General features: G+C 55.3%; 19 protein-coding genes and 1 tRNA gene. 9 read left to right on the forward strand and 11 right to left on the reverse strand.

Features of this window, described 5'->3' with window-relative positions:
• Window positions 1–85 precede the first annotated feature (85 nt).
• Complete coding sequence (locus K1718_RS23305; RefSeq protein ID WP_265680670.1) at window positions 86–1,615, forward strand: MFS transporter; 1,530 nt, start codon at window positions 86–88, stop codon at window positions 1,613–1,615.
• A gap of 32 nt (window positions 1,616–1,647) precedes the next feature.
• Here K1718_RS23305 and K1718_RS23310 read toward each other — a convergent pair whose 3' ends face one another.
• Window positions 1,648–3,315 carry a thiamine pyrophosphate-binding protein gene (locus K1718_RS23310; protein ID WP_265680669.1) on the reverse strand — a complete coding sequence of 556 codons (1,668 nt, stop codon included), beginning with the start codon at window positions 3,313–3,315 and terminating at the stop codon, window positions 1,648–1,650.
• Window positions 3,316–3,536: 221 nt separating this feature from the next.
• A complete protein-coding gene (locus tag K1718_RS23315; protein WP_152503212.1) occupies window positions 3,537–3,917 on the reverse strand; it encodes a hypothetical protein in 381 nt (126 codons plus the stop codon).
• Between the two features lie 128 nt (window positions 3,918–4,045).
• Between K1718_RS23315 and K1718_RS23320 the strand changes: the two genes are divergently transcribed.
• Complete coding sequence (locus K1718_RS23320; protein ID WP_265680668.1) at window positions 4,046–5,596, forward strand: bifunctional aminoglycoside phosphotransferase/ATP-binding protein; 1,551 nt, start codon at window positions 4,046–4,048, stop codon at window positions 5,594–5,596.
• Here the strand turns inward: K1718_RS23320 and K1718_RS23325 are convergent.
• From K1718_RS23325 to K1718_RS23335, 3 genes are all read right to left on the reverse strand, one after another.
• Window positions 5,593–5,928, reverse strand: coding sequence for an AzlD family protein (locus K1718_RS23325; protein ID WP_265680667.1), 336 nt, complete (start codon window positions 5,926–5,928; stop codon window positions 5,593–5,595). The genes K1718_RS23320 and K1718_RS23325 overlap by 4 nt on opposite strands.
• Window positions 5,921–6,622 carry an AzlC family ABC transporter permease gene (locus K1718_RS23330; RefSeq protein ID WP_152503214.1) on the reverse strand — a complete coding sequence of 234 codons (702 nt, stop codon included), beginning with the start codon at window positions 6,620–6,622 and terminating at the stop codon, window positions 5,921–5,923. Before K1718_RS23330 ends, K1718_RS23325 begins: the two co-directional genes overlap by 8 nt.
• A 119-nt stretch (window positions 6,623–6,741) precedes the next feature.
• On the reverse strand, window positions 6,742–7,590 hold the full coding sequence (locus K1718_RS23335; protein WP_418068071.1) for a sulfite exporter TauE/SafE family protein: 849 nt from the start codon (window positions 7,588–7,590) through the stop codon (window positions 6,742–6,744).
• A gap of 171 nt (window positions 7,591–7,761) precedes the next feature.
• Here K1718_RS23335 and K1718_RS23340 point away from each other — a divergent pair, with 171 nt between their 5' ends.
• From K1718_RS23340 to K1718_RS23350, 3 genes are all read left to right on the forward strand, one after another.
• Window positions 7,762–8,328 carry a DUF3291 domain-containing protein gene (locus K1718_RS23340; RefSeq protein WP_265680666.1) on the forward strand — a complete coding sequence of 189 codons (567 nt, stop codon included), beginning with the start codon at window positions 7,762–7,764 and terminating at the stop codon, window positions 8,326–8,328.
• Between the two features lie 131 nt (window positions 8,329–8,459).
• Complete coding sequence (locus K1718_RS23345) at window positions 8,460–9,164, forward strand: pirin family protein (protein ID WP_265680665.1); 705 nt, start codon at window positions 8,460–8,462, stop codon at window positions 9,162–9,164.
• A gap of 144 nt (window positions 9,165–9,308) precedes the next feature.
• Complete coding sequence (locus tag K1718_RS23350) at window positions 9,309–9,614, forward strand: GNAT family N-acetyltransferase (protein WP_265680664.1); 306 nt, start codon at window positions 9,309–9,311, stop codon at window positions 9,612–9,614.
• 45 nt (window positions 9,615–9,659) lie between these two features.
• Here the strand turns inward: K1718_RS23350 and K1718_RS23355 are convergent, their stop codons facing one another.
• The 6 genes from K1718_RS23355 to K1718_RS23380 form a co-directional block, all read right to left on the reverse strand.
• Complete coding sequence (locus tag K1718_RS23355) at window positions 9,660–10,145, reverse strand: hypothetical protein (protein ID WP_265680663.1); 486 nt, start codon at window positions 10,143–10,145, stop codon at window positions 9,660–9,662.
• Between the two features lie 223 nt (window positions 10,146–10,368).
• Window positions 10,369–10,758: a globin family protein gene (locus K1718_RS23360; RefSeq protein WP_335343008.1), complete on the reverse strand. Its 390-nt coding sequence runs from the start codon at window positions 10,756–10,758 to the stop codon at window positions 10,369–10,371.
• A 320-nt stretch (window positions 10,759–11,078) separates the two neighbouring features.
• Window positions 11,079–12,527 carry a c-type cytochrome gene (locus tag K1718_RS23365; RefSeq protein ID WP_265680662.1) on the reverse strand — a complete coding sequence of 483 codons (1,449 nt, stop codon included), beginning with the start codon at window positions 12,525–12,527 and terminating at the stop codon, window positions 11,079–11,081.
• Between the two features lie 164 nt (window positions 12,528–12,691).
• Window positions 12,692–12,768, reverse strand: a tRNA-His gene (locus K1718_RS23370).
• Between the two features lie 191 nt (window positions 12,769–12,959).
• Window positions 12,960–13,472 carry a phasin gene (locus tag K1718_RS23375; RefSeq protein ID WP_152503220.1) on the reverse strand — a complete coding sequence of 171 codons (513 nt, stop codon included), beginning with the start codon at window positions 13,470–13,472 and terminating at the stop codon, window positions 12,960–12,962.
• Between the two features lie 367 nt (window positions 13,473–13,839).
• Window positions 13,840–14,226 (reverse strand): phasin family protein, encoded by a 387-nt coding sequence (locus K1718_RS23380; protein WP_152503221.1) that lies wholly within the window; start codon window positions 14,224–14,226, stop codon window positions 13,840–13,842.
• 267 nt (window positions 14,227–14,493) lie between these two features.
• Between K1718_RS23380 and K1718_RS23385 the strand changes: the two genes are divergently transcribed.
• The 4 genes from K1718_RS23385 (at window position 14,494) to ftsH (ending at window position 24,249) form a co-directional block, all read left to right on the forward strand.
• Window positions 14,494–18,996, forward strand: coding sequence for an ATP-binding protein (locus K1718_RS23385; RefSeq protein ID WP_265680661.1), 4,503 nt, complete (start codon window positions 14,494–14,496; stop codon window positions 18,994–18,996).
• 483 nt (window positions 18,997–19,479) lie between these two features.
• Window positions 19,480–20,523: a Fe(3+) ABC transporter substrate-binding protein gene (locus tag K1718_RS23390; RefSeq protein WP_265680660.1), complete on the forward strand. Its 1,044-nt coding sequence runs from the start codon at window positions 19,480–19,482 to the stop codon at window positions 20,521–20,523.
• Between the two features lie 111 nt (window positions 20,524–20,634).
• Window positions 20,635–22,323 (forward strand): ABC transporter permease, encoded by a 1,689-nt coding sequence (locus K1718_RS23395; RefSeq protein WP_265680659.1) that lies wholly within the window; start codon window positions 20,635–20,637, stop codon window positions 22,321–22,323.
• Window positions 22,324–22,422: 99 nt separating this feature from the next.
• On the forward strand, window positions 22,423–24,249 hold the full coding sequence (gene ftsH / locus K1718_RS23400; RefSeq protein WP_265680658.1) for an ATP-dependent zinc metalloprotease FtsH: 1,827 nt from the start codon (window positions 22,423–22,425) through the stop codon (window positions 24,247–24,249).
• The last annotated feature ends 140 nt before the right edge of the window (window positions 24,250–24,389 follow it).

Here is a 24,389-nt window from a genome sequence, read left to right on the forward strand (position 1 = left end):
AGCGCATACGCCTTTGGCATTTTTCAGCATTTCGCTCTTTCCGCTTTTAACCTAACGTGATGTCAAACGCGTTGGGGGAAGGCAAATGGATGGAAAGGCGAAACGAATTCTTGCAGCTGTTTCTATCCCCTCTTTCCTGATCGGGACCGACTTTACCGGTGCTATGCTGCTTGTGACGCCAATCGAGCAGGAATACTCGGTCGACATCACCACCACTCAATGGGTGCTCAACGCCTACGCACTCACGCTTTCAATGGGTTTGGTGGCAGGCGGCAGGCTGGGTGACATGCTCGGTCATCGCAGATTTGTGCTTATCGGACTCGCCATTTTCCTGTTTGCTTCGCTTGCCTGCATCCTGGCACCCAACGTGACGGCCCTAATCGTCGCCAGAGCCCTACAAGGAATAGGGTCGGCGCTCGTCTGGCCCTGCATTCTTGCGCTAGCGGCAACGTCAGTCGAAGAAGACGAACGGGCTCAGGCGATGGGAATCCTGATGGGCACGGTTGCCGGCGGCAACGTTCTAGCGCCCTTCATCGCAGGCACGTTGGCCGAATTTGGCGATTGGCGCGGTTTCTTCGTTTTCAATTTGGTTTTTGCGCTGATCGCCATGGTCTTGATTGCGCGTTTCATTGAAAGGGAAAAGGAACACAATACCGACGAGGCGGTGGACCTTGCAGGAATGGCTGTCCTTGCGGGCGGCGTTTTCTGTCTGCTTTTCGGGTTGGACGTTGGTGCAGATAACGGTTGGACCGACTGGGTCACGCTTTCGCTGTTTGCAATCGCCTGTGTCCTATTCGTTCTGTTTCCCTTTATCGAGAAGGCTGTGCGGGATCCGATGATCCCGGTGTCCATGATGCGCAATCACCAATTTGTCCGCACACTTGCCTTGAACGGCCTGCCTGCAATCGTCCTTTTTCTTTGCCTGCTTTATCTGCCTCAATACATGCAAAAGGTTCTCGGCTGGTCAATCTTCTGGAGCGCGATGGGCATGTTGCCCCTGGCTGTCGTCGTCGCGTCAATGAACCTTGCCGTCGGGAACTACTACAATTCCGTTGGACCCCGAAAACTGATGTCGCTCGGCCACGCCTTCCTGATGGCAGGCTGCGTCGGAATGCTCTTCCTGCAAACCTCCTGGGGCTACCTGGCCCTGGTCCCAATCATGGTTCTGGTCGGATTGGGGGGCGGACTGGTCTTCGGTCCAGCTGGAACGGCAGCCGTCAATGCGGTTGGGGCAAAGGGAGCTGGCCTGGCCGGCGGACTGTCCTTCATGTTCCATTTGGGGTTGGGCGCTATCGGTATCGCATTTGCAACGTCGATGATGTTCCTCTCCGCAACCAGAGTGGTTGAAAATGCCCTGGCGGCCGCAACGATAAAGCTTGGATCTCAGGACATACACACGCTAGCGGCAGGAACGCTGAAGGATCCAGCGGTCGCTGCGATCATCGATAGATTAAGCAGTAAAGATGCAGTGACCGTCACTGCCGCTGTTCGCGACAGTTTTGCCGAAGGGCTGCACACAGCCTTTTGGTTCGGCCTCGTGGTCGCGGCGGTTGGTGTCGTCGTCTCACTCAGCGTGGATGAAAAAAAGCTGAAGACCGAACCGGAGCAGACCTGACGCACTGCGCGGCCTTTAAAGGCTTGCGCTGACTAGTGTTTGTCCAAGGCAGCTGTTCGAATCTGGCTGAGGCTGGCTGCAGGAGTGATCGCTTCCGGATCCAGTTTGAGGTGCAAGATTGCCGGTTTGCCAGAGGCTCGTGCGCGCTCAAAGGCCGGACCGAATTCTGCCGTGGTTTTTACCGTCTCACCAAAAGCGCCGTAGCTTCTGGCCAAGACAGCAAAATCCGGATTGACCAGGTTTGTCGCCGAAGGGCGGCCAGGATAGGTGCGTTCCTGGTGCATGCGAATAGTGCCATACATGCCGTTATCGATGACGAGCACAATGATGTTGGCGCTCTCCTGACAGGCCGTGCCAAACTCCTGCATGGTCATCTGCAGACATCCGTCGCCCGCAAAACAGATCACTTCCCGCTCAGGATAGGCAAGCTTCGAGGCAACCGCCGCCGGAAGGCCGTATCCCATGGAACCGGAAGTTGGAGCAGCCTGTGTTCCAAACCGACGAAATCGATGGAAGCGGTGTAGCCAGGTTGCATAGTTGCCGGCACCGTTGGTGCAAATGGTGTCTTCGGCAAGATTTGCTTCCAACCAGTCCATGACCCCGGCCATCTGAAGTTCACCCGGCGTTTTCGGTCGTGCCCCTGACCAATCGAGATAGTCCTGATGCGCGGTTTCGCTCTGGCCGGAATTTCTCAACTCATTGGGAGGCTGCACTGCCTCCAGCGCCTTGGCAAAGGCGGTTGGGCTTGCGTGGATTGCAAGCGAAGGAACGTAAACTCGCCCAAGCTCTTCGGCATCGGGATGTATGTGAACCAGCTGTTGCGCCGGAGACGGGATATTAAGCAACGAATAGGATTGGCTCGGCATTTCGGAAAGCCGGCCGCCGACAAGCAGTATGAGATCGGAGCCCTTGATGCGCGCCAACAGTTTCGGATTGATACCGATCCCGACGTCCCCCGCGTAATTGTCGTGAAGATTGTCGAACAGCATCTGTCGGCGGAAGGAACAGGCGACCGGAAGAGCAAAGCGCTCCGCAAAGCGCGTAAAGGCAGCGACGGCGTCTTCTGACCAGCGACTGCCGCCAAGAATGGCAATCGGCCGCTCGGCTGCCCAAAGACGTTTTTGAAGATCTGCCATCTGCGTGAGACCCGGGTAGGTCTCGGTCTGGGTCCAGGCCGCTGGCTGAGTGACGTTGGCGGTTTCAACCAGCATGTCTTCAGGAAGCGCAAGCACGACCGGCCCCGGACGGCCCGATGTCGCCACGTGATAGGCACGCGAGATGAATTCTGGCACCCGGTCAGCATGGTCAATCTCGGCAACCCATTTGGCAATACCGCCAAACATCTGCCTGTAGTCGACCTCCTGGAAAGCTTCGCGCTCGCGCATACCGCGTTCGATCTGACCGATGAACAGAATCATCGGCGTGGAATCCTGCGCGGCAATGTGTACACCCGCTGAGGCATTCGTCGCGCCCGGTCCCCGGGTCACCATGCATATCCCAGGCTTGCCCGTCAGCTTCGCATGCGCGTCTGCCATCATGGCGGCACCGCCCTCCTGACGGCAAACGGTGACCGGTATCGATGCGTCGAAAAGAGCATCGAGAACTGCCAGATAGCTCTCACCGGGGACGCAGAACACCCGGTCGGCCCCGTGTCGCTCCAACGCGCCGACCAAAAGTTCTCCACCGGTCATCTGGCTCATGTCTTTCGGCTCCCAGTTCAAAGCAATCGCTGTTCATTCTATAGCGTAACAAAGATCGAGCCGTTAGACGCTGAAATCAGATTAATTGGCAATGAGATCATTCCTAATTGGATTGACCTTTTCGTGAAGCTCCCCTTATTGCCGCCATGCAGGCTCTCCGCCACGCACCAAAAAAAGCGCCGGCAAACCGGCGCCTCTGTCTAACGAATATGTCGCAGATCTCAGATCGAGAGAACCGTTACCACCTGGAACGTGTGAAGCTCACCGTCTTCGTCCTTGATGGAGACATATTCGCCAGGGTTGAATGCATGAGCCCCGAAACGGTAGCCCGCCTCATCATCGTCGTCTCCATCAATGTCATAATGAAAAGCCCATGATCCGCCAGGCCGGTGAATCAGGTGTCCGATATCCTCTTGTTCGTCGCCCCAGAATCGACGCACACGGCAATGATCGCGCTCTTTCTTCCACAAGGCAGCGTCGATATGTCCAGTATCATCCAAAGGTGCAGTGAACTCGTAGCCATGGCGTGCGGAACCTTGCGGAAACTCTTTGGTCCTGGCCAGGTTAAGCCTGATCTTCTTCAAAGCAGGATATTCGCTCATGAGAGCCTCCATTACTGACAATCCAGATTATTTGTGACACATCGCTGTCACCTCACATTGAGAAGGATCAAACGCAGCAGTACAGACCTGGGGCAAGGTCTATCGGCAGGCGAGATAAAGGAGACGACATGGTCCATTCGCAAACCCAGGACAAAGTCTTTGAGTTTCTCATGGGTTTGAAGTCTGACGATCCGGAGCGTCCGGATGTGAAGCGGATCGATACTCATGCCAACGTCATTTTTCTTGTCGGCAGCAAAGCCTACAAGGTGAAGCGCGACGTCAAATTTCCGTTCCTGGATTATTCGACACTGGCCCTTAGAGAAGAGGCCTGCAAAGCTGAAATCACTTTCAACAAACCAAATGCTCCACAAGTCTATTTGCAGGCGCTTGCCATCACGGAATGCGCGGATGGCACACTTTCGTTCGGCGGCGATGGTACTCCCATCGACTGGGCGGTTCAGATGAACCGTTTTGAACGCCGGAACGAGCTGGACGTGCAAGCGGACAAGGCAGCATTCGGCGACGCGTTGTGCGAAGACCTTGCCGATATGATGCTTGCTGCACATAACGAAGCCCCGGTTCGTGACGGTGACGGCTTTTTTGAGGGACTTGCCAGCTATGTCGAACAGAATGATGCTGCCTTCCATGAGCATCCTGATCTGTTTCCTGCAGAGGATGTTCGTCATCTGACGGAGACCTCTCGAACGGTCCTCTCCTCGCTGCGGGACCTGATCCTTCACCGCGGCGACCAGGGCCTCATCCGCCGGTGTCACGGCGATGCGCACTTGCGCAATATCGTCCTGATCGATCAGAAGCCGGTGCTGTTCGATGCGGTAGAATTCTCCGACGCCATCGCAACCGGCGACATTCTTTACGACCTTGCATTTCTGCTGATGGACCTCTGGGAGCGCGGGCAACCCATTGCAGCCAATCGCGTCTTCAACAGATATCTCGACAAGAGCCGATTGGACGATCATCCCGAAGGTCTCGCCGCCTTGCCCTTCTTCATGATGATGCGCGCGGCCATTCGTTCGAAAATCGCAGCCAGTGCCGCACTTGCGCAGTCGGATCCAAACCTGCGGCAAAGCCAGCAAGAACAAGCCAGGAAATATTTCCGGTATTCGCTGGAGTTTCTGTCACCGGCCATGACCCGCCTTGTGGCTGTGGGTGGCCTCTCGGGCACTGGCAAAACCACTTTGGCTTATGCTCTTGCGCCAACCATTGGCCGCGCGCCTGGGGCACGTGTTCTTAGGACGGACGTCATGCGAAAGAAAATCCTGAACATTCCAGAAACCGAGAAAGCCCCGCCGGAGGCCTACACACGAGACGCCTCTAACAAGGTCTATCACGTTCTGGACGACACTATTCAGTGCGTGCTGGCCGCCGGTCATTCGGCCATATTTGACGCGGTCTTTGCCTCTGAAAACGAGCGCCGACGCATTGAAGGCATTGCTGATCGCGTGGAGGCGAAATTTCAGGGCCTTTGGTTGATTGCACCGGAAGCGACATTGAAAGAACGTGTCACCAGGCGACTGGATGATGCATCCGATGCGACGACAGATGTGATCGAGAGCCAGCTGGGATATGAACTGGGCCAATTGGATTGGAAGAAGGTGAATGCCGGAGGCAGCCGTCAGGAGACTGCGGAGCGCGCTGAGGCAATTCTCAGGACAACCTAGACGCCAACAGCTCTCAGACCAGCTGCGACCAAAGCTGCGCAGAAAACGGCTGCATATTCCTTTTTGAGCTTCACTTGTGCGGCGATGGCCACAACAAGACAGAGGCCGACGGCGATCCCGCCCTTCAGCACGATCGGAAAGATCGTCGACACGATAATTGCGCCTGGAAGCGCTTCCAGACCGCGCCGAACTCGCGGTGTGATCGACAAACGGCCCATAAGCCAATACCCGCCGGCGCGAAGGGAATAGGTGACTGCCACCATCCCGATCACGGCAAAAACGAACATCCAGTCCGATGGCAGAATGCCACTTGCTGCGATTGCCTCACTCATCCAGGTAAGCTCCCGCAATAGCGCCTGCGACCGCCCCGGTGAAGATGCTCCAGTAACCGCCAACAGCAATCCATGTCAGCCAGGCGACGCCGCCTGCAATGAGCCAGCTGACCGTCTGGCGCTTTCCCTTCCAGAGCGGCACAAGCAACGCGGCAAAGAAGGCGGGCAGGATGACGTCGAGACCGAATGCCTTGGGGTCCGTGATCAGGCTTCCGGCGAAATAGCCTGGAATTACCGAGAGAGACCAGACAGCCCAGACAGTCAGACCGCTCCCGAGATACACACCCCAGTCGCGCGTTCCCTTCTCATATTCGGAAATGGCCAGCAGCCAGTTCAGATCCGTCAGGAAGAACAGAGCGGGGTAAGTCTGATAACCCGGCACCTGCCCGAGCCAGGGCCTGAGGCTTGCCCCGATCAACAGCATGCGCATGTTGACGGCCCCGGTAACGCCGACCATTGCAATCAGCAATCCCCAGGTCAGTGGCTCGTTGTAGACCTCCATTGCAACGAACTGGCTGGCACCCGCAAAGACGAGCGAATTGATCATCAGTGTTTCCAGAAAGGTCAGTCCCTTTTGGGCCGCAACCGTGCCGAAAACGGCGCTCAATGCGATAATGCCGGGGAACACCGGAATGCAGAGCAAAGCGCCCTGAATGCAGCCTTTGAGACTGAGGGTTACATTTTTTTCCAGCATTGCTGTCCAAGAACTGAGAGGCGGACCGTGCCGCCCGAGGATGGGAGACTATTGCCCATAATCGAACTGAGGACCAATGAATCCTTTTGATCCAACCATCACGAAATCTGCTCGCCGATTTAAACCAGAACTCCATAGATCATCCGAAGTCCGGTGAACCCTAGAAAGAGCGCAAATACCAGCTTCAGCTTGGAGGGATCGATCGCATGGGCGATTTTCGCACCAAGCGGGGCGGCAAGTGTGGATGCCGGAATGATCAACAGGAAGCCCACCAAGTTGACATAGCCAAGGGAAAACGGAGGACGTCCCTCAACACCCCATCCAAACCAGATCGATAGCAATGTTCCAGGCACGGCGATGATCAAGCCAATTGCAGCTGCCGTTCCTACGGCTTTTCGGATCGGATAATTGAACAGCGTCAGGGTTGGCACTCCAAGCGTGCCGCCGCCAATGCCCATCATGACTGATATTCCACCGATCAGGAAACCGAGCACCTCCTTGAGGGGCGAACCGGGGAGTTTGTCGGCCAGATGGGAACCGTCCTTTCGAAACATCATGTTGGCTGATACCGCCAGGGCGACGATGCCAAAGACGAGTGTCAGCGCTCCACCGGAAATGTTGCCCGCAAGCGAGGCTCCGGCGAACACACCGATTGCAATGGCCCACCACCACCGTTTCAGGAGGTCCATGTCGACACTGCCACGCTTGAAATGCGCGCGCGCCGAGGATGTGCCGGTTGCCAGGATGGTTGCCAAAGACGTACCGACTGCAACATGCATCAGCACGGAAGGATCGATTTCGAGGGCCGTGAACATGTAATAAAGAACAGGAACAATCACGATCCCGCCGCCAACCCCAAGGAGCCCGGCAATGATGCCGGCAACCACGCCTGTGGCCAGGAGTGCAAGAGCCAACAGGCCAATTGATAATAGGCTGAGATCTTCCAAACCGGCGTCCTTGTTGTTCATGTCGCGGGTGTCTGGGTTCCCGCGCCGGGCGTGACACCTGCGATTAGACCAGGCTGAGTGATTTTTCCAGCCAAATAACCGTTCAATCCGGCTTATGAGCAACGCTCGGCCTTGAAGTCGAACACGAATGCGGACAGTGTTCCAAGGGAATTGACCGGACGAGGAGGAGACATGTTCGGCCACTGGCTCGCGCTCTATACATTCGCCCAGTTTCGCACGCGGGCGGACGACCCTTCCAATGATGCCTTTTTTGCCAACGAACCAGCTGTCTGGGCTGCAATGGAACGCGCGGAGGGTTTCATTGCCCGCTCGGGATACGAAGACGAACCGGGGACGCAGAGTTGGGGTGAGCAGGTGTTTCCCAAATACTGGGTCGACAACGGAGATGGTTGGGCTCCATCCACCATCTCCCTTTGGCAGGATCTGGAAAGTGCGCTTGCTGCTGTCTATCGCGGCCCCCATGCGGAAATCCTTCGTCTAGGCCATTTGTTCGTGAAGGACGCCGAAGACTATCCGGCTTATGCCTTATGGTGGGTGCCGGAAAACCATCAGCCGGATTGGACCGAAGCGGTCGAACACCATGAGTTGCTGGGTGACAATGGGCCATGTCCGGCAGCTTTTACGTTCAAGGTGGCCTTCGACCCGAGAGGCCACGAACTTATCGTGGATGGCACCCGCTCAAAGGAAATTGCCGAGCGCAATCGATTGCGTGCCGATCTACCCAAAGCAGTTCAATAGGTATTGTTCATTAATTGATGACTAATTGTCAATTTTTGGCATGATTGTAAAATATTAACTAACAACGATCTTTAGCCCAACGACGCACCAGCAAAGCAACCCGGTGCCAGGAACTGGGAAAGGATCGAGATATGAACCAACTACTTCGACCATCCGCCGAACGCGGAAACGCCGATTTCGGCTGGCTGAAAAGCAAGCACACATTCTCCTTTGGCTCCTACTACGACCCGAAACACATTGGTTTTGGCTCGTTGCGGGTGATCAACGAAGACAAGGTTGCTCCGAGTGCAGGCTTTCCGGCACACCCGCACGAGAATATGGAGATAATCTCCTACGTCGTATCCGGCGCTTTGGAGCACAAGGATTCGCTTGGAACCGGCTCGGTCATACGGCAGGGAGACCTTCAGCGTATGAGCGCCGGGACCGGAGTGCGCCACAGTGAATACAACCACTCTGACAAGGAACCGGTCCATTTCCTTCAGATCTGGATTGTTCCCGAGAAAGACGGCCTGACGCCCGGCTATGAGCAGAAGACCTTCCCCGATGCCGAAAGGCGGGACAATCTTCGGCTGATTGGGTCCCGGAACGGCCGCTCGGGCTCGGTGGTGATCCACCAGGATGTGGACCTTTATGCCTCGCTGCTGACAGCAGACAAGAGCGTTGCATTTGACATCCGGCCGGGACGAAAGGTCTGGCTGCAGGTCATCAAGGGTGCGCTTAGCGTTGGTGGGCAGAAACTTTCGGCCGGCGACGGGCTCGGTCTGCTGGAAGCAGGTGAAGTGTCGCTCGCCGCCTCGCAAAACACCGAGTTCTTGCTGTTCGATCTGTCAACCTAACCCTGGAGGGCGCGGCCGCCGAGCCGCGTCACTCCTTTCCCATCGCTTTGAAAAAGCAGGACCTGGCTGACACCTGCTCAAACTGGTCCGCTGTTTTCCGTTTGTCGTAGCACTTCTAAAGCTTGCCAAATCCAGGATTGCCAGATGTCAGAGACACAATCACCTATCATCACGCTGTCGACAGACGGCACCAAGGGGCGATATGCGGCAAAGGTCGATAGCATTGATGAGCCCGCCGAACTTACATTTTCGATTGTCAATGAGAGCCTCATTATCGCCGATCACACGGCCGTCCCAGACACTATGAGAGGCTTTGGTGTTGGAATGGCACTTGTCGAGCGTTTGATCGAGGATGCGCGCAGGAAGCAGGTGAAGATCATACCGCTCTGCCCTTATGTGAAGGCGCAATCGCAAAAACACCCCGAATGGTCTGATGTCATTCATAGCTAGAGACATATTCGACTGAAGTTCCTTTCAGCGAACTCCAATCCAATGTCAGCTGCCAGGCGTCACCTGCTCAGGATCGTTTGCACACCCTCTTAGTGCGAAAAGAGCATCGGTCAGAGTTGTTCCGGCCTGCTTGAAAATGGCATTCGTCACTTGCGGTCCAGCTTCGCTGAGACCTTGCGCGGCAGTTTTCACATCTGCGAGGTTGCGATTAAGTTCCTTGAGTTGCTGTGCAACCTCCCAATGATCCTGTTCATCCGGATTGGCAAGTTGATTGGAGATCTGTTCGATCTTGCTGTCCAAAGCGACCAGTTTCGTTTTGAACTCTTCCGGTGACACCTGAAGTCGGGCGAGCGCTGCGTCGGTCAGATTTCCAGCTATTTTAGATCCGGCGTTGTCCACACGGTTCAACACGACGATTGCCAGCACGCAGGCGACGATAACCAGAAGTGCCGTTGCGTTGATCAATGCGAGTAGAAGCTGCCCGGGCAGACGGGCCAGGCGCTGCCCGAGGCTGGGCCTATCGTAATACATTGACTGTTTCCCATTGCCAGTTTGTGCGCACCGGCTCATGCAGCCGTTCCTGACGCAGTAAGGGCAATATCACGCCTGAGTCCCGAACGTCAGGCAACAGCAATTGCCCAAGTCGGGACAGCTAGCTGTGGCTATCCTTGATTGTTTCACAAAATACGGCGCGTTGCGCCCCACAGGTGGCCGTTCGCTTAGTCTGCATCAGACACATTTGCCGCGGCGTCTTTCATGTGGCCGCGACAGCTGCAAAGGTATCGGTCCAGGCTTCTTTCAGCTCCGGAGTGAAGGCGTCTCCCAAACCTATCTTGAGCGTATGAAGCAAGGCCTCTCCGACAGTGTCGTAGTGCTTGTCTTTGACACCATAGGAGACGTGTTTTTGTCCCAGATCCTTTAGCGTTGGCAGGACCGCTTCCAATCGATGCAGGTTGTTCACGGCGACGCTAAGAGTTTGCATCAGCTTTTCTTTTTGTCCGGACATGTCTTGCGGAAACATTGAACGAAGTTCCGGAGCGATCTCGAACAGATGATTGTAAAAGATTTCAGCGGCCTCGTCGGCAATCGGGGCGACAAGCACAAAACTGTTCTGGACGAGTTGGATTTTCTCTGGTGTCAGCACTGGGTCATTTCTCGCCAAACATCCAAAGGCGACAAAGGCTTTTCGGTGCCAAGACTGCACAACCTGCTTACGCCGAAGGTGATCTCCTCATTCGCTCAAGACATTGCCTTGGTCCTTTGTGTTTGGCAATGAAAAGGCGCAAACACCGACAGCTCTGGCTATCCGCTCAAGGATCAGAACATTCTTGAAAGTGCGCTCTCACGAAACGAAGAGAGATGACAGACCTTGCCGCTTAAAGGCAGGCGGATGCCTTGTGCGCTCAGGAGAGAAATTTTCATTTTCTTCGAGCACCCGACAAAAAACCAGGTTCTCGAAAAAACTCATTTTCGCGATTTCAAATAAGCGATCAATGCCGCCCGGTCTTCGGTCATTTTGTAGCCGTCAAAACCCATGACTGTTCCTGGAACCAGGTTTTTTGGAGACCGGAGAAATTCATCCAGTTGCTCCTCGCTCCATGTGCCCTCGGCCTTGGCGTATTTGAGCAGTGCTGGTGAATAGCGATCGAAGGCGGGGTCACTCGCGATCGGCTTGCCAACAACATCATCGAGAGAAGGGCCGACTGACTGTTGATTGCTGGATTTGTGGCAAAGTGCACATTGCGCAAAAAGCTGCCTTCCCCTCTCGACCGGATCTTCAATGCTAACGGCGTCGGTTTGAGCGGTATATTTCGCCCTCATTGCCAGCAACTCTGCGGACTGGGTCTCCGACAGACCGTTTCTGACATCCAACATCGCCATGGCTTGAGACCAGGTCATACTCGCCTCGATCTCCCCAATTTCAGCCCCAAGGTGCGCAACACGGGCCGTGTCGATACGTTGACCGGACAAGGAAGTTTCAAGAACTCGCATAAGCTGAGCTCTTACGGTCAGGAATTCAGGAAATTCACGAGCATTATGCTGGGCAGCGTCCCGCAGCCGATCGATCTGGGAGGGGGTGAGCATTTCCATCACCTGCTTGGCAACGGCCCCTCGCTTCACGCCATGGTTGGAATCTATTCGCAATGCCACAAAACCAAAATGCTGACTTGGTTTGCCGACGACTTCAAAATCGTTGAATTCCTGGGATCCAGTCGTCCAACTCAAGAATCTGGCTGAAACATTCACCAGCTCCTTTTTGTCCGCCTTTGAAAGTTTCTTCAATCTCAGGCTGCCTGCGCCGCTGCCCTGCTGAGCTTCTCCTGATACGTGTGCCACGCGAATGGCTGTCAGTGCCTGCTTCTGGTCGGTCGAAAGTGTTTGGGCAATGTCTCCAAACGTTTGCGCAAGCACACGTCCAAGTTCTGCTTCGTGTGACCCGTAATCGCGCCCGAGTTCAATGAAGCGCTCCTTGGTAACCGGTTCAAATGCGAGCAGTCCCTCCAAGGCACGGTTCATCTCATGGCGCGCTTGTTGCGCTTCTTTCAACGCGTCCATCTGGTCGTGTACCAGCGACACCATTGCAGCGCGCTGCCGCTCGTTCAATACGGACAATGTTTCTTGGGCGATCCGGCTTCGCTTGAGACTGTGCCGACTCGCAACCCTTAGCCCGACGAACCCGAAAAAATTGGCCAATCGGCCGACCGATATATAGTCGTTGTTCGCCGAGTTTCCCGTCAGCCAAGTCAACGTTCTTGACGCGACAGCCTCTGTTAGTCGCCGTTCATCAACTTGAATTTTACTGATGTCTCGCAGTGCTGCGCTTTCACCCGAGGCGGCAAAACCGGAGGGTGCAAACGATAGCGATTGAGCCAGAAGGCCAATAGACACAATTATTGCGGTGCTTTTTGACATGAAACTACTCGCGATTTGAAGAGCAATTCCATTTGGTTATAAACTCGTCACGTCGCACACTTATGCCAACGCTGGAGCAAACTGTAACAAGTTGTACTCAGGGTGGTCATGCAATCGAAGCTATTTGCATCGACTCGGCATTTTGTAAGGCGTTTTATTGAAGATGGTACAGACGAGTGGATTCGAACCACCGACCTTCGGAGCCACAATCCGACGCTCTAACCAACTGAGCTACGTCTGCATAAGGTCGTCAAAGTGGGGCGGACAATACTCGTCCGAACCGCCATTTGCAAGGCGTCTTCTAACGCCGTTTCTCTTCTCCGGCAAGCGCGAATTTTGATGAAAAAACCTGCCTGTTGAAAAGCAAATGCCCGAGGCAAAGCCCCGGGCACATGTCGGTTCTCCGCGGTCTGACCGCAGTATCAACTTGGATTAGTTGACCTTCAATTCCTTGAAGGATTTTTCAAAAGCTTCCTTGACCGGAGCAGAAACGTCAGTGCCGAGTTTGGTGGCAAGATCCTGCATTTCCTTGGTCTGCGCGCTCATTGCATCGAACTGCTGGCGTGCGAAAGAAGACTGAAGCTCGATAGCCTCAGCAACGGTTTTCGCGGACATGATGTCTTTCACGAAAGTGAAAGCAGCATCAGCGTTGGCTTTAGCAGCGTCGACGGCTTTGTGATTGAATTCCACAACACCCTGGCGAGACGTTTCGAATGTGTCTTCCATCAGGTCAGTTGCGTCTTCTGCAGCAGTTTTCACTTTTGCATATGCTTCACGTGCGTTTTCGATGCCCTTTTCAGTGGCTTCACGGAACGCAGCCGGAACTTCCATGTTAGGCATTGCGAAAGCTTCGAAATCCGGGAAAGCAACGCCGGCAGCCGGTGCAGCTTTGGCCTTGGCGGCACGTGATTTCGGAGCAGCTTTAGCTGTAGTCGTCTCAGTCATGATCTCATCTCCTAGAGTCCGGATGCGATCATTGGTGCAAATTCTCTCCGCCGATCCATTTGTCGGCGGACCTTGTCGTCATCCGCAAACACTACATAGTGCAGGTCTTGTTGCATTGCAACATTTTTTTGCACTGCACAACGAATTTCCGCAAGGTTTTTCGACGAATTTACAGCTTCCGCCAGTTTTGACTGGGAGAAAACAGCGCCAAGGTGGTGCGTGTTTCCGAAATTGGAATCCGTCATCGAACGACAAAATGCAGGTCACGGGCATGAGAAGGCATCATGTCAGGCTCAACAAGCCCATTCTTGTGGTCTGGCGCGCATGGCACTCCAAAGCGCGCCAGTCAGTCAGTTAAGTGCCGTTGCTATTTTTTCTGTGCTGCCTTGGTGGCGTCCTGAACGGCCTTGGTGGCACTGTTGGAGAATTCGCGGGTCTGCTCGCCAAGTGTTTCCATCTGATTGCGCAGATAATCCTGCTGCAACTTCATCATGTCTTCGACATTGTCGGCTTTGACCAGATCCTGTGCGAATTTGAAGGCCGCAGTGACATGTTCCTCGGCGTAGGTCAGCGCCTTCTTGTTCACGTCAGCAGCGCCTGCCTGCATCGCGTTTGCACTGTCTTCCACATTGACGACGGCTTTTTGGGTAGCGCCCATGAAGTCATCAAATGCCTTGCGAGCTTGATCAACGCTCTTTTCGGCAAAATCGCGCATCTGTTCGGGGACTTCGAAACCGGTCTTGTCTGTGCTCATGTTTGCACTCCTCAGGTCGACGGAAGAAAATTCGGGTCGGGCTCGTTGAAGACGTTGCTTACCAAAAGTTCGTAACATGGCGATGGCAATCGGGCAAACGAGCAGCATTTCGGGTTAACCACGCCTTCATGTAAGCCCTTTAACAACATTGCTTTACATGGACGGCGTAGGCGATTGCTTGTATTAACGGAGTGTTTACCACTTGCGGCAAATCCGGCAGCCGCGTGCCCTGTCACCCGGTGTTGCAGACCAGTTTGGAGCTGAGCCATGGACGGTACGACCCAATCATTCCTGGAACTGACAGCCAAGGATGATCTGGTCCAGCTCGTCGCCGACAAAAAAGCTGCCTGGCTTTGGTCGTCGGACGGCGCGCGCATTCTTTGGGCCAACGCGGCAGGTGCGTCGTTTTTCTCCGCGCACTCAATCAGCGACTTGAGAGGACTTGCATCCCTTGAGCGTTCACCGGCACGCCCTCACATCGCGCGCATCGCTGAAAGCGGTGCAACGGACAAGTTCAGCATCGACCGGCTTCGGTTCTACCGCGGGCTGAGGGTCATGCTGTTGACCTGCCAGTGCAAGAAGCTGGAGCTCGACACCGGTGAGACTGCAGCCCTGATCGTTTGTGGCGACAAGGGCCTTATCACGACAAAGGATCCCGTTGACACGTTTGCCCAGATGATCGCGTCAAGTTCAACAACCGCATTCGTAATGTCCGGTGACCAGATCGAACACCGCATTGGCACGCTGGAAGGCACCCCGGAAAACCCCGACTTACCGGACGGCCAAAATGCGGTTTTCGGACCATTGAAGATGAATGACGGACTGCATGAAGGTGCCGCTCTCGATCTGGACACCGGTCAGAAACTGATCGTCCTCGGAGATACGCCGCTGATCGATGACGGATCAGAGGTCGATGAGCCTGAACTTGAGACCGTTTCTGGGGGAGCGCTCTTGGCTGCAGGAGCTGGCGCAGCTGCGCTTGCCGCGAGTTCGGCGTCAACGCCGCAAACCGATGACGATTTGGCCATCGATGATGAAGAGCCTTCTCAAGCTGACCAGGAAAGCGAAAACACGCTACCGGATTCAGATACTGACGATAATCACAACACAGAGGCTGAAAACAACGCATCTGCATGGGTGAGGGCCGACGCTGAAGAAGTCGACACGAACGCAGATAGCGCCGATTTCGAGCTGGAAACACCCGCTGACGATGCTATCGCAATGGCCGAACCTGGCGAGCCACCAGCCGAGGCAACCGAAAGTGCGAGCGGGGCTGATCACGCGGAAGATGACGGCCCCGGTAGCGATACTATCGCGGCTACCGCAGAACCTGAGCATGAAGACATTGAGGACAGCTCTGAGGACTCCGGGGAATTTGTGTTTCAGCCGCTCCGGCGACCGGTACGCTTTGCCTGGAAGATGGACATCGAGCAGCGCTTTACATTCCTCTCCGATGAGTTTGCCGACGTCTTGGGTCCGGGCGCGACAGACATTGTCGGCAAAACGTGGGCTGAAGTCGCCGGCGCATTCGATCTTGACCCACGTGGTCAGATTTCGAGAGCCCTCGACCGACGCGACACCTGGAGCGGGAAAACCGTCGACTGGCCTGTGACCGGAGCGGCATTGCGCGTTCCCGTTGACATGGCCGCCCTGCCCGCTTTTGACAGAAATCGGAAGTTTGAGGGTTATCGCGGGTTTGGTGTTTGCCGGTCAGCCGACGCGGTTCAAGACCAGAACGGTTTGGTTGTTGCCGCAGCCGGAGCCTTACTTGCAGGCGATGCAAGCGACTTCGAAGATGAGACAGCTGCCGACGTCGCCGACACGGATGAATTCGTCGAGGACGCGGCAGACAGCAGTCAAGATGCGATCTCTGCATCAAATGAAGAAACCATTGCGGACACATATGCAGAGGTTTCTGACGACAGCACTGAAATTGTCGGTGGAGACATTCCGGAAGAAACCGGCGACTTTCCACCTTCAAGTGAAGAAGTGGAACTGGAAGCTCACACAGATCCACAAGTTGACGAGAACCCAGATACTCGCGGACAGGACAGCGAAGATCTGGATACCGTGGAAGAAGGTACTGCTGCAGAGGACACGGCGTCGAAATCTGAACCTGACGACCTGCAGGATTTGAAACCGGCGCAGCCCGATACCTTTGCCGGCAAAACTTTTCTTGGTGCGAGCGCGGCTGCGCTTGTTGGTTCGCTGGCAAAATTTACCGGCAAGTCTCACAAGGAAACGGCTGAAGAGCCGACAACTCCACCGGAGCCTGACAATTCAGATGAAATGACCGACACCCCGCTCTCCCTGACTGAGGAGTTGCAGCAGGTGGCCGCGGCATTGGATGAGGGCGACGCGCAAGGAACTGAGGCGGACGCGACTGACGCCGGTTTGGTTGAGGACGCAAATTTGGAAGGCGCTGCGTCCTCTTCCGACACTGAAGACGACATCAGTGACACAACCGACTTTGATGCCCCTCTCGACGACGATGACGACAACGCAGAGGCGGAAGTGCCTGATGATCAATCAGCTGAGGACAGTCTCTCAACCGCAACCGATGCCATTGATGAAGATGACGGTGACACCGCCGAGTTGGACGCTCAGACCAATGACGAAGCATCTCCGGAACAAAAGATAGAAAACGAAGAAAGCCGGAGCGAGGCTGGCACCGAAGTTCTGGACGAAGAGCCGGTTGGCATTTCCGGACCTGCGGCCCTCAAACCGGCCGAAATCGAAAGCGCTGTAAAATCGTTGGCAAAAACCTACAAAGCCAACGAAAAATCAACGGCCGACCTTTTTGACGATGGCGACGCGGACGCCAAGACGCCCGGCGAGCAGCAAGAGACGAGCCGGGAGCAAGACAACGATAACGGAGACGCGCTGAGCGACGACACCGATGCGTTGGAAATCGCTGCCGAAGACGACGCTGAGCAAAGCGACACCGACGAGCAGGATTTCTTTGAAGAAACGGCGGCGTTCGAGCAGGAAGACAAGGCAGCTGAGGCCGACGGCGATGACGAACCGGAGCCGAAGCCGGAAAAAACCGGTGAAGTCATTCCGCTCGCAACCGTGAAACCTCGCGTGGTGCCGGTTGACACATCTGGTCTTTCGCGTCCTGAACGCCAGGCATTCCGCAAGATCGCGGAAGCACTCGGTGCGCGGCTTGAAGGCGACCTCGGAGACTTTGACGAGCCGGATCCCGTTGAAGAGCCTGAAGAAGAGCTGCCGCCCGACCTGCCTGAAGCCGGACCAATCGATCCCAGTCTCCTGGACCGATTGCCAATCGGCATTTCTATCGTGCATGAGCGCGAGGTGCTTTATGCCAACAAGGCTCTTCTGACCATGATCGGCTACAAGACGACTGCAGCTCTGTCGGAAGCCGGCGGTCTGGAAGCGCTTTTCATTGACGACACCGAAGAACTGCCGGATGCGGAGGGCATGGACGGCGAAGTCGATGAGGCAATGAAGCTTCGTCTTGCCGATGGCGGCGTTCTGAATGTCGATGCTCACATGCATTCTGTTCCCTGGAACGGAAGCTATGGTCTGATGATCTCGATTACCGAACGTCCAATGAAGGCAACACTGCCTGCCGCGGCACCGACATCACCCAACTTCTTTGCCGAAGTGCGCGGCGAACTCGACACGGCCCGGAACCAGATTGCCGAGATGGATACCATCCTGGAAACGGCAACCGACGGCGTGCTTGTGCTTGATCAGCACGGGACTATCCTCAAGGTCAATGGTTCAGCTGAGGCGCTTTTCAGCGCAAACCGCGCAGACATGATTGGTGCTCCCTTTACCGAGTTTCTGGCACCGGAAAGCCATCGGGCGGCCGCGGACTATCTGGACGGGCTGTCGCGAAACGGTGTTGCCAGCATTCTCAATGACGGCCGTGAAGTGCTTGGCAAAGTGCCCAGCGGAGGTCTGATCCCGCTCTTCATGACCATGGGCCGCATCACGAACGGTCAGGATGAAGCAAAGTATTGTGCGGTACTCCGCGACATAACCCAATGGAAAACGGCTGAAGAAGAGCTGACGCAGGCCAAGCGACAGGCCGAAGACGCAAGCTCTGCCAAGTCCGACTTTCTGGCAAAGATCAGCCATGAAATACGGACGCCCCTGAACGCGATCATCGGGTTTTCCGAAGTGATGATGGAAGAGCGTTTCGGCGCTATCGGAAACGACCGCTACAAGGACTACCTGAAGGACATTCGAACATCCGGTTCTCACATCATGAGCCTGATCAACGATCTGCTGGATCTTTCCAAGATCGAGGCGGGCAAGCTGGATTTGAAGTTCACGGCCGTTTCGACAAACGATGTGGTCAATGAGTGCGTGGCGCTGATGCAGCCACAGGCCAACCGGGAGAAGGTTATCATAAGGGCAAGCCTACCGGACTCGGTTCCAGAGGTCGTTGCCGATCCGCGCTCCCTGCGGCAGATCGTTCTCAACTTGCTGTCGAATGCCATCAAGTACAACAAGTCCAGCGGACAGGTCATTTTGTCGACGGCGCTAGAAAGCAATGGTGAAGTTGCCTTGCGTGTACGCGACACCGGTACGGGCATGACGGCAAAGCAGCTTGCTGCGGCGCTTGAACCCTTCCGGCAACTGCACACAGCCAGCCGCGGTGGCGGCACAGGACTGGGTCTTCCTCTGACCAAGGCGCTGGTCGAGGCCAACCGTGCAAGCTTCCATATCGATTCCACACCTGACCAGGGTACATTGGTGGAAATCATTTTCCCGACGCAACGGGTCCTGTCGGAATAGCGTCTGCGACAGGACTTGAGCTGCAAATTGTGCCTGAGTTTGAGAACCAGGTAGTTGTGCTCCGAAGCTTGTGCGCGCCGTAGCGACGACGCACTTGCCGGTTGTCGCGAAAGCAGCCGAGTACTTGGCCTGTGCAGGGCCAACACACATTCTGACGTTGCTGGAAACATGGCAAGACAAGCCTTCGGTCGCTCTCTACCGCTGCTGAAACGAATTGCCGCACACCATGCTCACGTTTTCGTGAACACTCTCACATGCCACGGACACCACTCAGTTACAATAAAAGTCGAGTTTTAAACTCCTGTTTTTGTTCTCGTTTTTGGTCAAATAGTGGAGACAAAAACTCCAGTTAGTTTTGAATCATTCTAAACTATTGATTTTACTGAACTTATTGACTTGAGTACGGTATCGCGACATATTCCGGGCACTCGATGAGCAGGACTTGTCGAAACGGAACAACCAACCAGAAACTGGGAGAGTTTCATGCGCTCCACTCTTCGCGCCCTTACAGGTGCGTTCGCAATGACCACAGCAACCTTTGCCGCAGCTCCGGCCTTTGCCGATGGTGAAGTGAATATCTATTCTTACCGTCAACCGTTCCTGATCCAACCGCTGCTGGATGCATTTACGGCTGAAACCGGTGTCAAAACCAATGTGGTCTTTGCTTCCAAAGGCCTTGGCGAGCGTATGGCCGCCGAAGGTGCCAACTCACCGGCAGACGTTCTTCTGACCGTTGATATCGGTCGCCTGGACGGCGCTAAACAGCTTGGTGTCACTCAGCCAGTTGCTTCCGATGTTGTGAATGAGAACATTCCAGCCCAATACCGTGATCCGGAAGGTCACTGGATTGGTTTGACCAACCGTGCGCGGATCATTTACGCGTCCAAGGATCGCGTCAACCAGGACAGCATCACATACGAAGAGCTGTCTGATCCGAAATGGAAGGGTAAACTCTGCACCCGTTCCGGTCAGCATGTCTACACAATCGGCTTGATCGCATCGATGGTCGCACACCACGGCGAAGAAAAAACCGAAGAGTGGTTGGCAGGTGTTCGCGACAACCTTGCTCGCAAGCCAGCCGGCAACGACCGCGCGCAGGTGAAAGCCATCTTTGCTGGCGAATGCGACATCTCCATTGGCAACACCTACTACATGGGCAAAATGGAGACCAATGACAAAGAGCCGGAGCAAAAGGAATGGGCGGAAAGCGTCCGCATTCTTTTCCCGAACACCGACGATCGCGGTAGCCATGTAAACCTTGCCGGCGTCGTTCTGGCCAAACATGCGCCAAACAAGGACAACGCTGTTAAGCTGATCGAGTTCCTGACGTCGGAAAACGCGCAGAAGATCTATGCCGAGTCCAATTTCGAATATCCGGTGACCCCGGGTGTCGAGGTTTCCGAGCGGGTCAAGAGCTGGGGTGAACTGAAGCCCGATGCGCTCTCGCTCGACGATGTGGCCAAAAACCGCAAGACCGCCAGTGAGCTTGTCGACAAGGTCGGATTTGACGACGGTCCAGCGTCCTGATTCCGACATATTGGCATCAACATCAAGCGCCGCTTTCCAGCGGCGTTTTTTGCATTTTTGTCATTTTGCCGCTAGAGCTTTTGCGAAGCATTATCAACTAGAAGACCCGCTTTGCTGCGCACGCCCTCCCTCACGTTTGTAGACCGTTTCTGGCAAGTCGCCGCACTATTGATTGCGTCTCTGGTGCTGTTGCCGCTTGGTGCCATTGTTGTCATCGCCTTCACGCCGGCAACAGAGGTCTGGGTTCACCTTTTGCGCACTGTTCTGCCAGGGGCAACGCAAACCACATTGCTCTTGATGCTCGGTGTCGGCTTGACCACCGGCGTTACCGGCGTCCTGACTGCGTGGCTCGTCACGATGTGCAATTTTCCGGGGCGCAGGATCCTAGATTGGGCGCTTCTGGTACCACTTGCCGTTCCCACCTATATTGTCGCCTTCGCCTATGTGGAAATCCTCGACTATACAGGGCCAGTTCAAAGCCTGATCCGCGATGTTTTCGGTTTCAAAACGTCCAGAGATTACTGGTTTCCTGAAATCCGATCCCTAGGTGGCGCGATTTTCGTTATGGGCGCTGTGCTCTACCCCTATGTCTATCTCACCACCCGCGCGAGCTTTCTGATCCAGTCAGCGTCCACATTGGATGTTTCGCGTACCCTGGGTGCTTCACCTTATGGATTGTTTTTCCGCATTGCGCTGCCGCTGGCGCGTCCGGCCATCGCCATTGGCGTCTCCCTGGCGCTTATGGAGTGCCTGAACGACATTGGCGCGGTGACATTCTTCGGCGTCAAAACGTTGACCTTTTCGGTTTACGACACCTGGCTCAACAGATCGAGCCTGGGCGGTGCGGCTCAACTGGCATTGGCGATGCTCCTGATGGTGTTCCTGCTGTTGTGGCTGGAACGGTTCGGCCGCCGCAAGCAGCGTTTTGACAGTGGTGGTGGTTCCAAGCAACGGCCTCCTACCCGTTTCAACCTCAATGCCTGGCAGGCAGCACTTGCGCTTTTGCTTTGCCTGACACCGATCATCGTCGGCTTCATCGTCCCGGGTCTTCTTCTAGCCGACCGTGCAAGCCGACGCCTCGACGACCTCTTCTCCGATGGCTTTCTTCAAACGGTCTGGAACAGTTTCAGCCTCGCAGCTGTTGCGGCGCTGCTCACTGTCGTTATCTCCGTGTCTCTTGCCTATGCCCTGCGCCTCAACTCAAAGGGTCCTTTGAAGACTGCCGTTCGTCTTGCCTCAATCGGATACGCGATCCCCGGAACGGTGCTGGCAATCGGCATTCTCATTCCACTCGCCAATTTCGACAATTTCCTCGATGCGAGAATGGAAAGCTGGTTCAACATCAACACTGGTCTGTTGCTGCTCGGAAGCGGTACAGGTCTCGTCTATGCCTATGTTGTCCGGTTTCTGGCCGTCTCCTATGGACAGGTAGAGGGTGGCTTCGGCAGAATTACGCCTCATCTGGACATGGCATCCAGAACGCTTGGAAGAAACAGCGGCCAAACTCTGACACAAGTACACCTTCCGATCCTGAAGCCGGTGCTGCTATCCGCGGCACTCCTCAGTTTCGTTGATTGCATGAAGGAACTTCCAGCCACCATCCTTCTGCGGCCCTTCAATTTCGAAACACTTGCGACAACCGTGTTCGAAGCAGCGTCAAGAGAAGCGTTTGAAGAAGCGGCCTTGCCATCGCTGGCGATCGTGCTTGTCGGGCTGATCCCTGTCATTTACCTCGCTCGCTCCAGCGCATCATCGTTCCGGACAAAACTGTCCACTCGCCAGGTCGGTCCCGCGACCTGACAACAGCCTTCGGGTTCGTCGATGATGCAACCTTGACAGCACGTGGTCTTGTCGTCCCAATGGCACCATTCTTTCTGCGCATTCTCAGGACGTTCTTCCATGGAAAAGAAACACCAGATCAATCTTTGGTACGCCTTTGCGGCGATGATGCTGGTGCTCCTGTTTCAGAGCTGGTGGACGACATACAAGAATGTCGAACCTATTCCCTACAGCCAGTTCGAGCAGTATCTCAAAGACAAGAAAATCGAAGAGATTTCCGTTAAGGAAAACACGATCCAGGGCAAGTTCAAGGAACCGCTGAAGGATGGGAGGCAGTATTTTGTCACCACCCGCGTCGACATTCCACTCGCTGAAGAGCTGACAAAATACGACGTCAAATTCGAGGGTGTTGTCCAAAGCACGTTTTTGAAAGACATCCTTTCGTGGGTCCTGCCCGTGTTGCTGCTCTTCGGGCTCTGGATGTTCTTCATCCGGCGCTTTGCGGAAAAACAGGGTATCGGCGGCATGATGACCGTCGGCAAGTCCAAGGCCAAGGTTTATGTGGAAACAGACGTCAATGTCCGCTTCACCAACGTGGCCGGTGTCGACGAAGCCAAACAGGAGCTGAAGGAAGTTGTCGACTTTCTAAAAGACCCGAAAGACTATGGTCGCTTGGGCGCTCATGTACCAAAGGGCATTTTGTTGGTCGGCCCTCCCGGCACCGGTAAGACCCTGCTTGCAAGAGCAGTCGCAGGCGAAGCCGGCGTGCCTTTCTTTTCCATTTCCGGCTCGGAATTTGTCGAAATGTTCGTCGGCGTCGGGGCAGCCCGCGTGCGCGACCTGTTTGAGCAAGCTCGCAAGGCCGCCCCTGCCATCATCTTTATCGATGAACTGGACGCCCTTGGCCGTGCGCGCTCCAGCGGCGCGATGGGTACAAACGATGAGAAGGAACAGACGCTCAATCAGCTCCTGACGGAACTTGATGGCTTTGATCCTTCCAGCGGCATCATTCTGCTGGCTGCGACCAACCGGCCCGAGATTCTGGATCCCGCCCTTTTGCGTGCAGGTCGTTTCGACAGACAGGTTCTGGTCGACCGCCCGGACAAGCCTGGTCGCCGGGCAATCCTGGACGTCCATGTGAAGAAAATCATCCTGGCCGAGGACACCGATCTCGATCAGATTGCTCAGCTCACCGCAGGTTTTTCAGGAGCGGATCTCGCCACTCTCGTCAACGAGGCCGCCCTTCTGGCAACGCGGCGCAAGGCAGATGCTGTTACCCTTCAGGATTTCAATGAAGCCGTGGAACGTGTGGTTGCGGGCCTTGAGAAACGCAGCCGCATTCTTTCCGACAAGGAGCGCAATACGGTCGCCTTTCACGAGATGGGTCACGCGCTGGTGGCAGCCAATCTTGAAGGGTGCGATCCGGTTCATAAAATCTCGATCATACCCCGTGGCGTCGGTGCGTTGGGATACACGATGCAACGGCCAACCGAGGACCGGTTTCTTCTGTCGAGCCAGGACCTAGAACACCGGATGGCCGTCCTGATGGGCGGTCGGGCCGCAGAAGAAATCGTCTTTGGCGAAATATCGACCGGTGCTTCGGACGACCTGCAGAAAGTAACGGAAATCGCCCGGGACATGGTCATGCGCTACGGCATGGAGGGCGATCTCGGCAACCGTGTCTATTCCGCTCAACGGCAGAATTTCCTTGGTCAGCCAGCCGGAGATGTCGTTGAAGTTTCGAACGAGACACAGCGCGAGATCGACCTGGCAATCAAAACCCGTGTCGAAACGGCTTTTGCCCGCGCCAAGGAACTGCTCACTTCACACCGGACGGAACTTGATGAAGGTGCCAACCTGCTCCTGACAAAAGAAACTTTAACCGATCAGGATTTTCCGGCGATCCGCCCGCTTGCCGAACGACAGGAAAGCACCGCGGCCCAATGACCACGATGCGGGTGCGCTGTAACTGAAAAAACGCGACCGCTTGTTCAACTTCGCAGGCTCTGTTGCCCTAAGTTTCGTGTGCGCTTTCACGAGGCCGGGTTGTCTCCGTCGCAATGCACAAAAAAGCGCCCGCGATTTGC

Source organism: Roseibium porphyridii (assembly GCF_026191725.2).
Taxonomy (GTDB): Bacteria; Pseudomonadota; Alphaproteobacteria; order Rhizobiales; family Stappiaceae; genus Roseibium; species Roseibium porphyridii.

Bases quoted from the DNA above. Each gene is read 5' to 3' on its own strand.
- ftsH (WP_265680658.1), top strand. From the start codon at position 22,423: ATGGAAAAGAAACACCAGATCAATCTTTGGTACGCCTTTGCGGCGATG.
- K1718_RS23355 (WP_265680663.1), bottom strand. From the start codon at position 10,145: ATGTATTACGATAGGCCCAGCCTCGGGCAGCGCCTGGCCCGTCTGCCC.
- K1718_RS23325 (WP_265680667.1), bottom strand. From the start codon at position 5,928: ATGAGTGAGGCAATCGCAGCAAGTGGCATTCTGCCATCGGACTGGATG.
- K1718_RS23350 (WP_265680664.1), top strand. From the start codon at position 9,309: ATGTCAGAGACACAATCACCTATCATCACGCTGTCGACAGACGGCACC.
- K1718_RS23340 (WP_265680666.1), top strand. From the start codon at position 7,762: ATGTTCGGCCACTGGCTCGCGCTCTATACATTCGCCCAGTTTCGCACG.
- K1718_RS23345 (WP_265680665.1), top strand. From the start codon at position 8,460: ATGAACCAACTACTTCGACCATCCGCCGAACGCGGAAACGCCGATTTC.
- K1718_RS23320 (WP_265680668.1), top strand. From the start codon at position 4,046: ATGGTCCATTCGCAAACCCAGGACAAAGTCTTTGAGTTTCTCATGGGT.
- K1718_RS23375 (WP_152503220.1), bottom strand. From the start codon at position 13,472: ATGACTGAGACGACTACAGCTAAAGCTGCTCCGAAATCACGTGCCGCC.
- K1718_RS23390 (WP_265680660.1), top strand. From the start codon at position 19,480: ATGCGCTCCACTCTTCGCGCCCTTACAGGTGCGTTCGCAATGACCACA.
- K1718_RS23310 (WP_265680669.1), bottom strand. From the start codon at position 3,315: ATGAGCCAGATGACCGGTGGAGAACTTTTGGTCGGCGCGTTGGAGCGA.
- K1718_RS23335 (WP_418068071.1), bottom strand. From the start codon at position 7,590: ATGAACAACAAGGACGCCGGTTTGGAAGATCTCAGCCTATTATCAATT.
- K1718_RS23315 (WP_152503212.1), bottom strand. From the start codon at position 3,917: ATGAGCGAATATCCTGCTTTGAAGAAGATCAGGCTTAACCTGGCCAGG.
- K1718_RS23305 (WP_265680670.1), top strand. From the start codon at position 86: ATGGATGGAAAGGCGAAACGAATTCTTGCAGCTGTTTCTATCCCCTCT.
- K1718_RS23380 (WP_152503221.1), bottom strand. From the start codon at position 14,226: ATGAGCACAGACAAGACCGGTTTCGAAGTCCCCGAACAGATGCGCGAT.
- K1718_RS23330 (WP_152503214.1), bottom strand. From the start codon at position 6,622: ATGCTGGAAAAAAATGTAACCCTCAGTCTCAAAGGCTGCATTCAGGGC.
- K1718_RS23385 (WP_265680661.1), top strand. From the start codon at position 14,494: ATGGACGGTACGACCCAATCATTCCTGGAACTGACAGCCAAGGATGAT.
- K1718_RS23365 (WP_265680662.1), bottom strand. From the start codon at position 12,527: ATGTCAAAAAGCACCGCAATAATTGTGTCTATTGGCCTTCTGGCTCAA.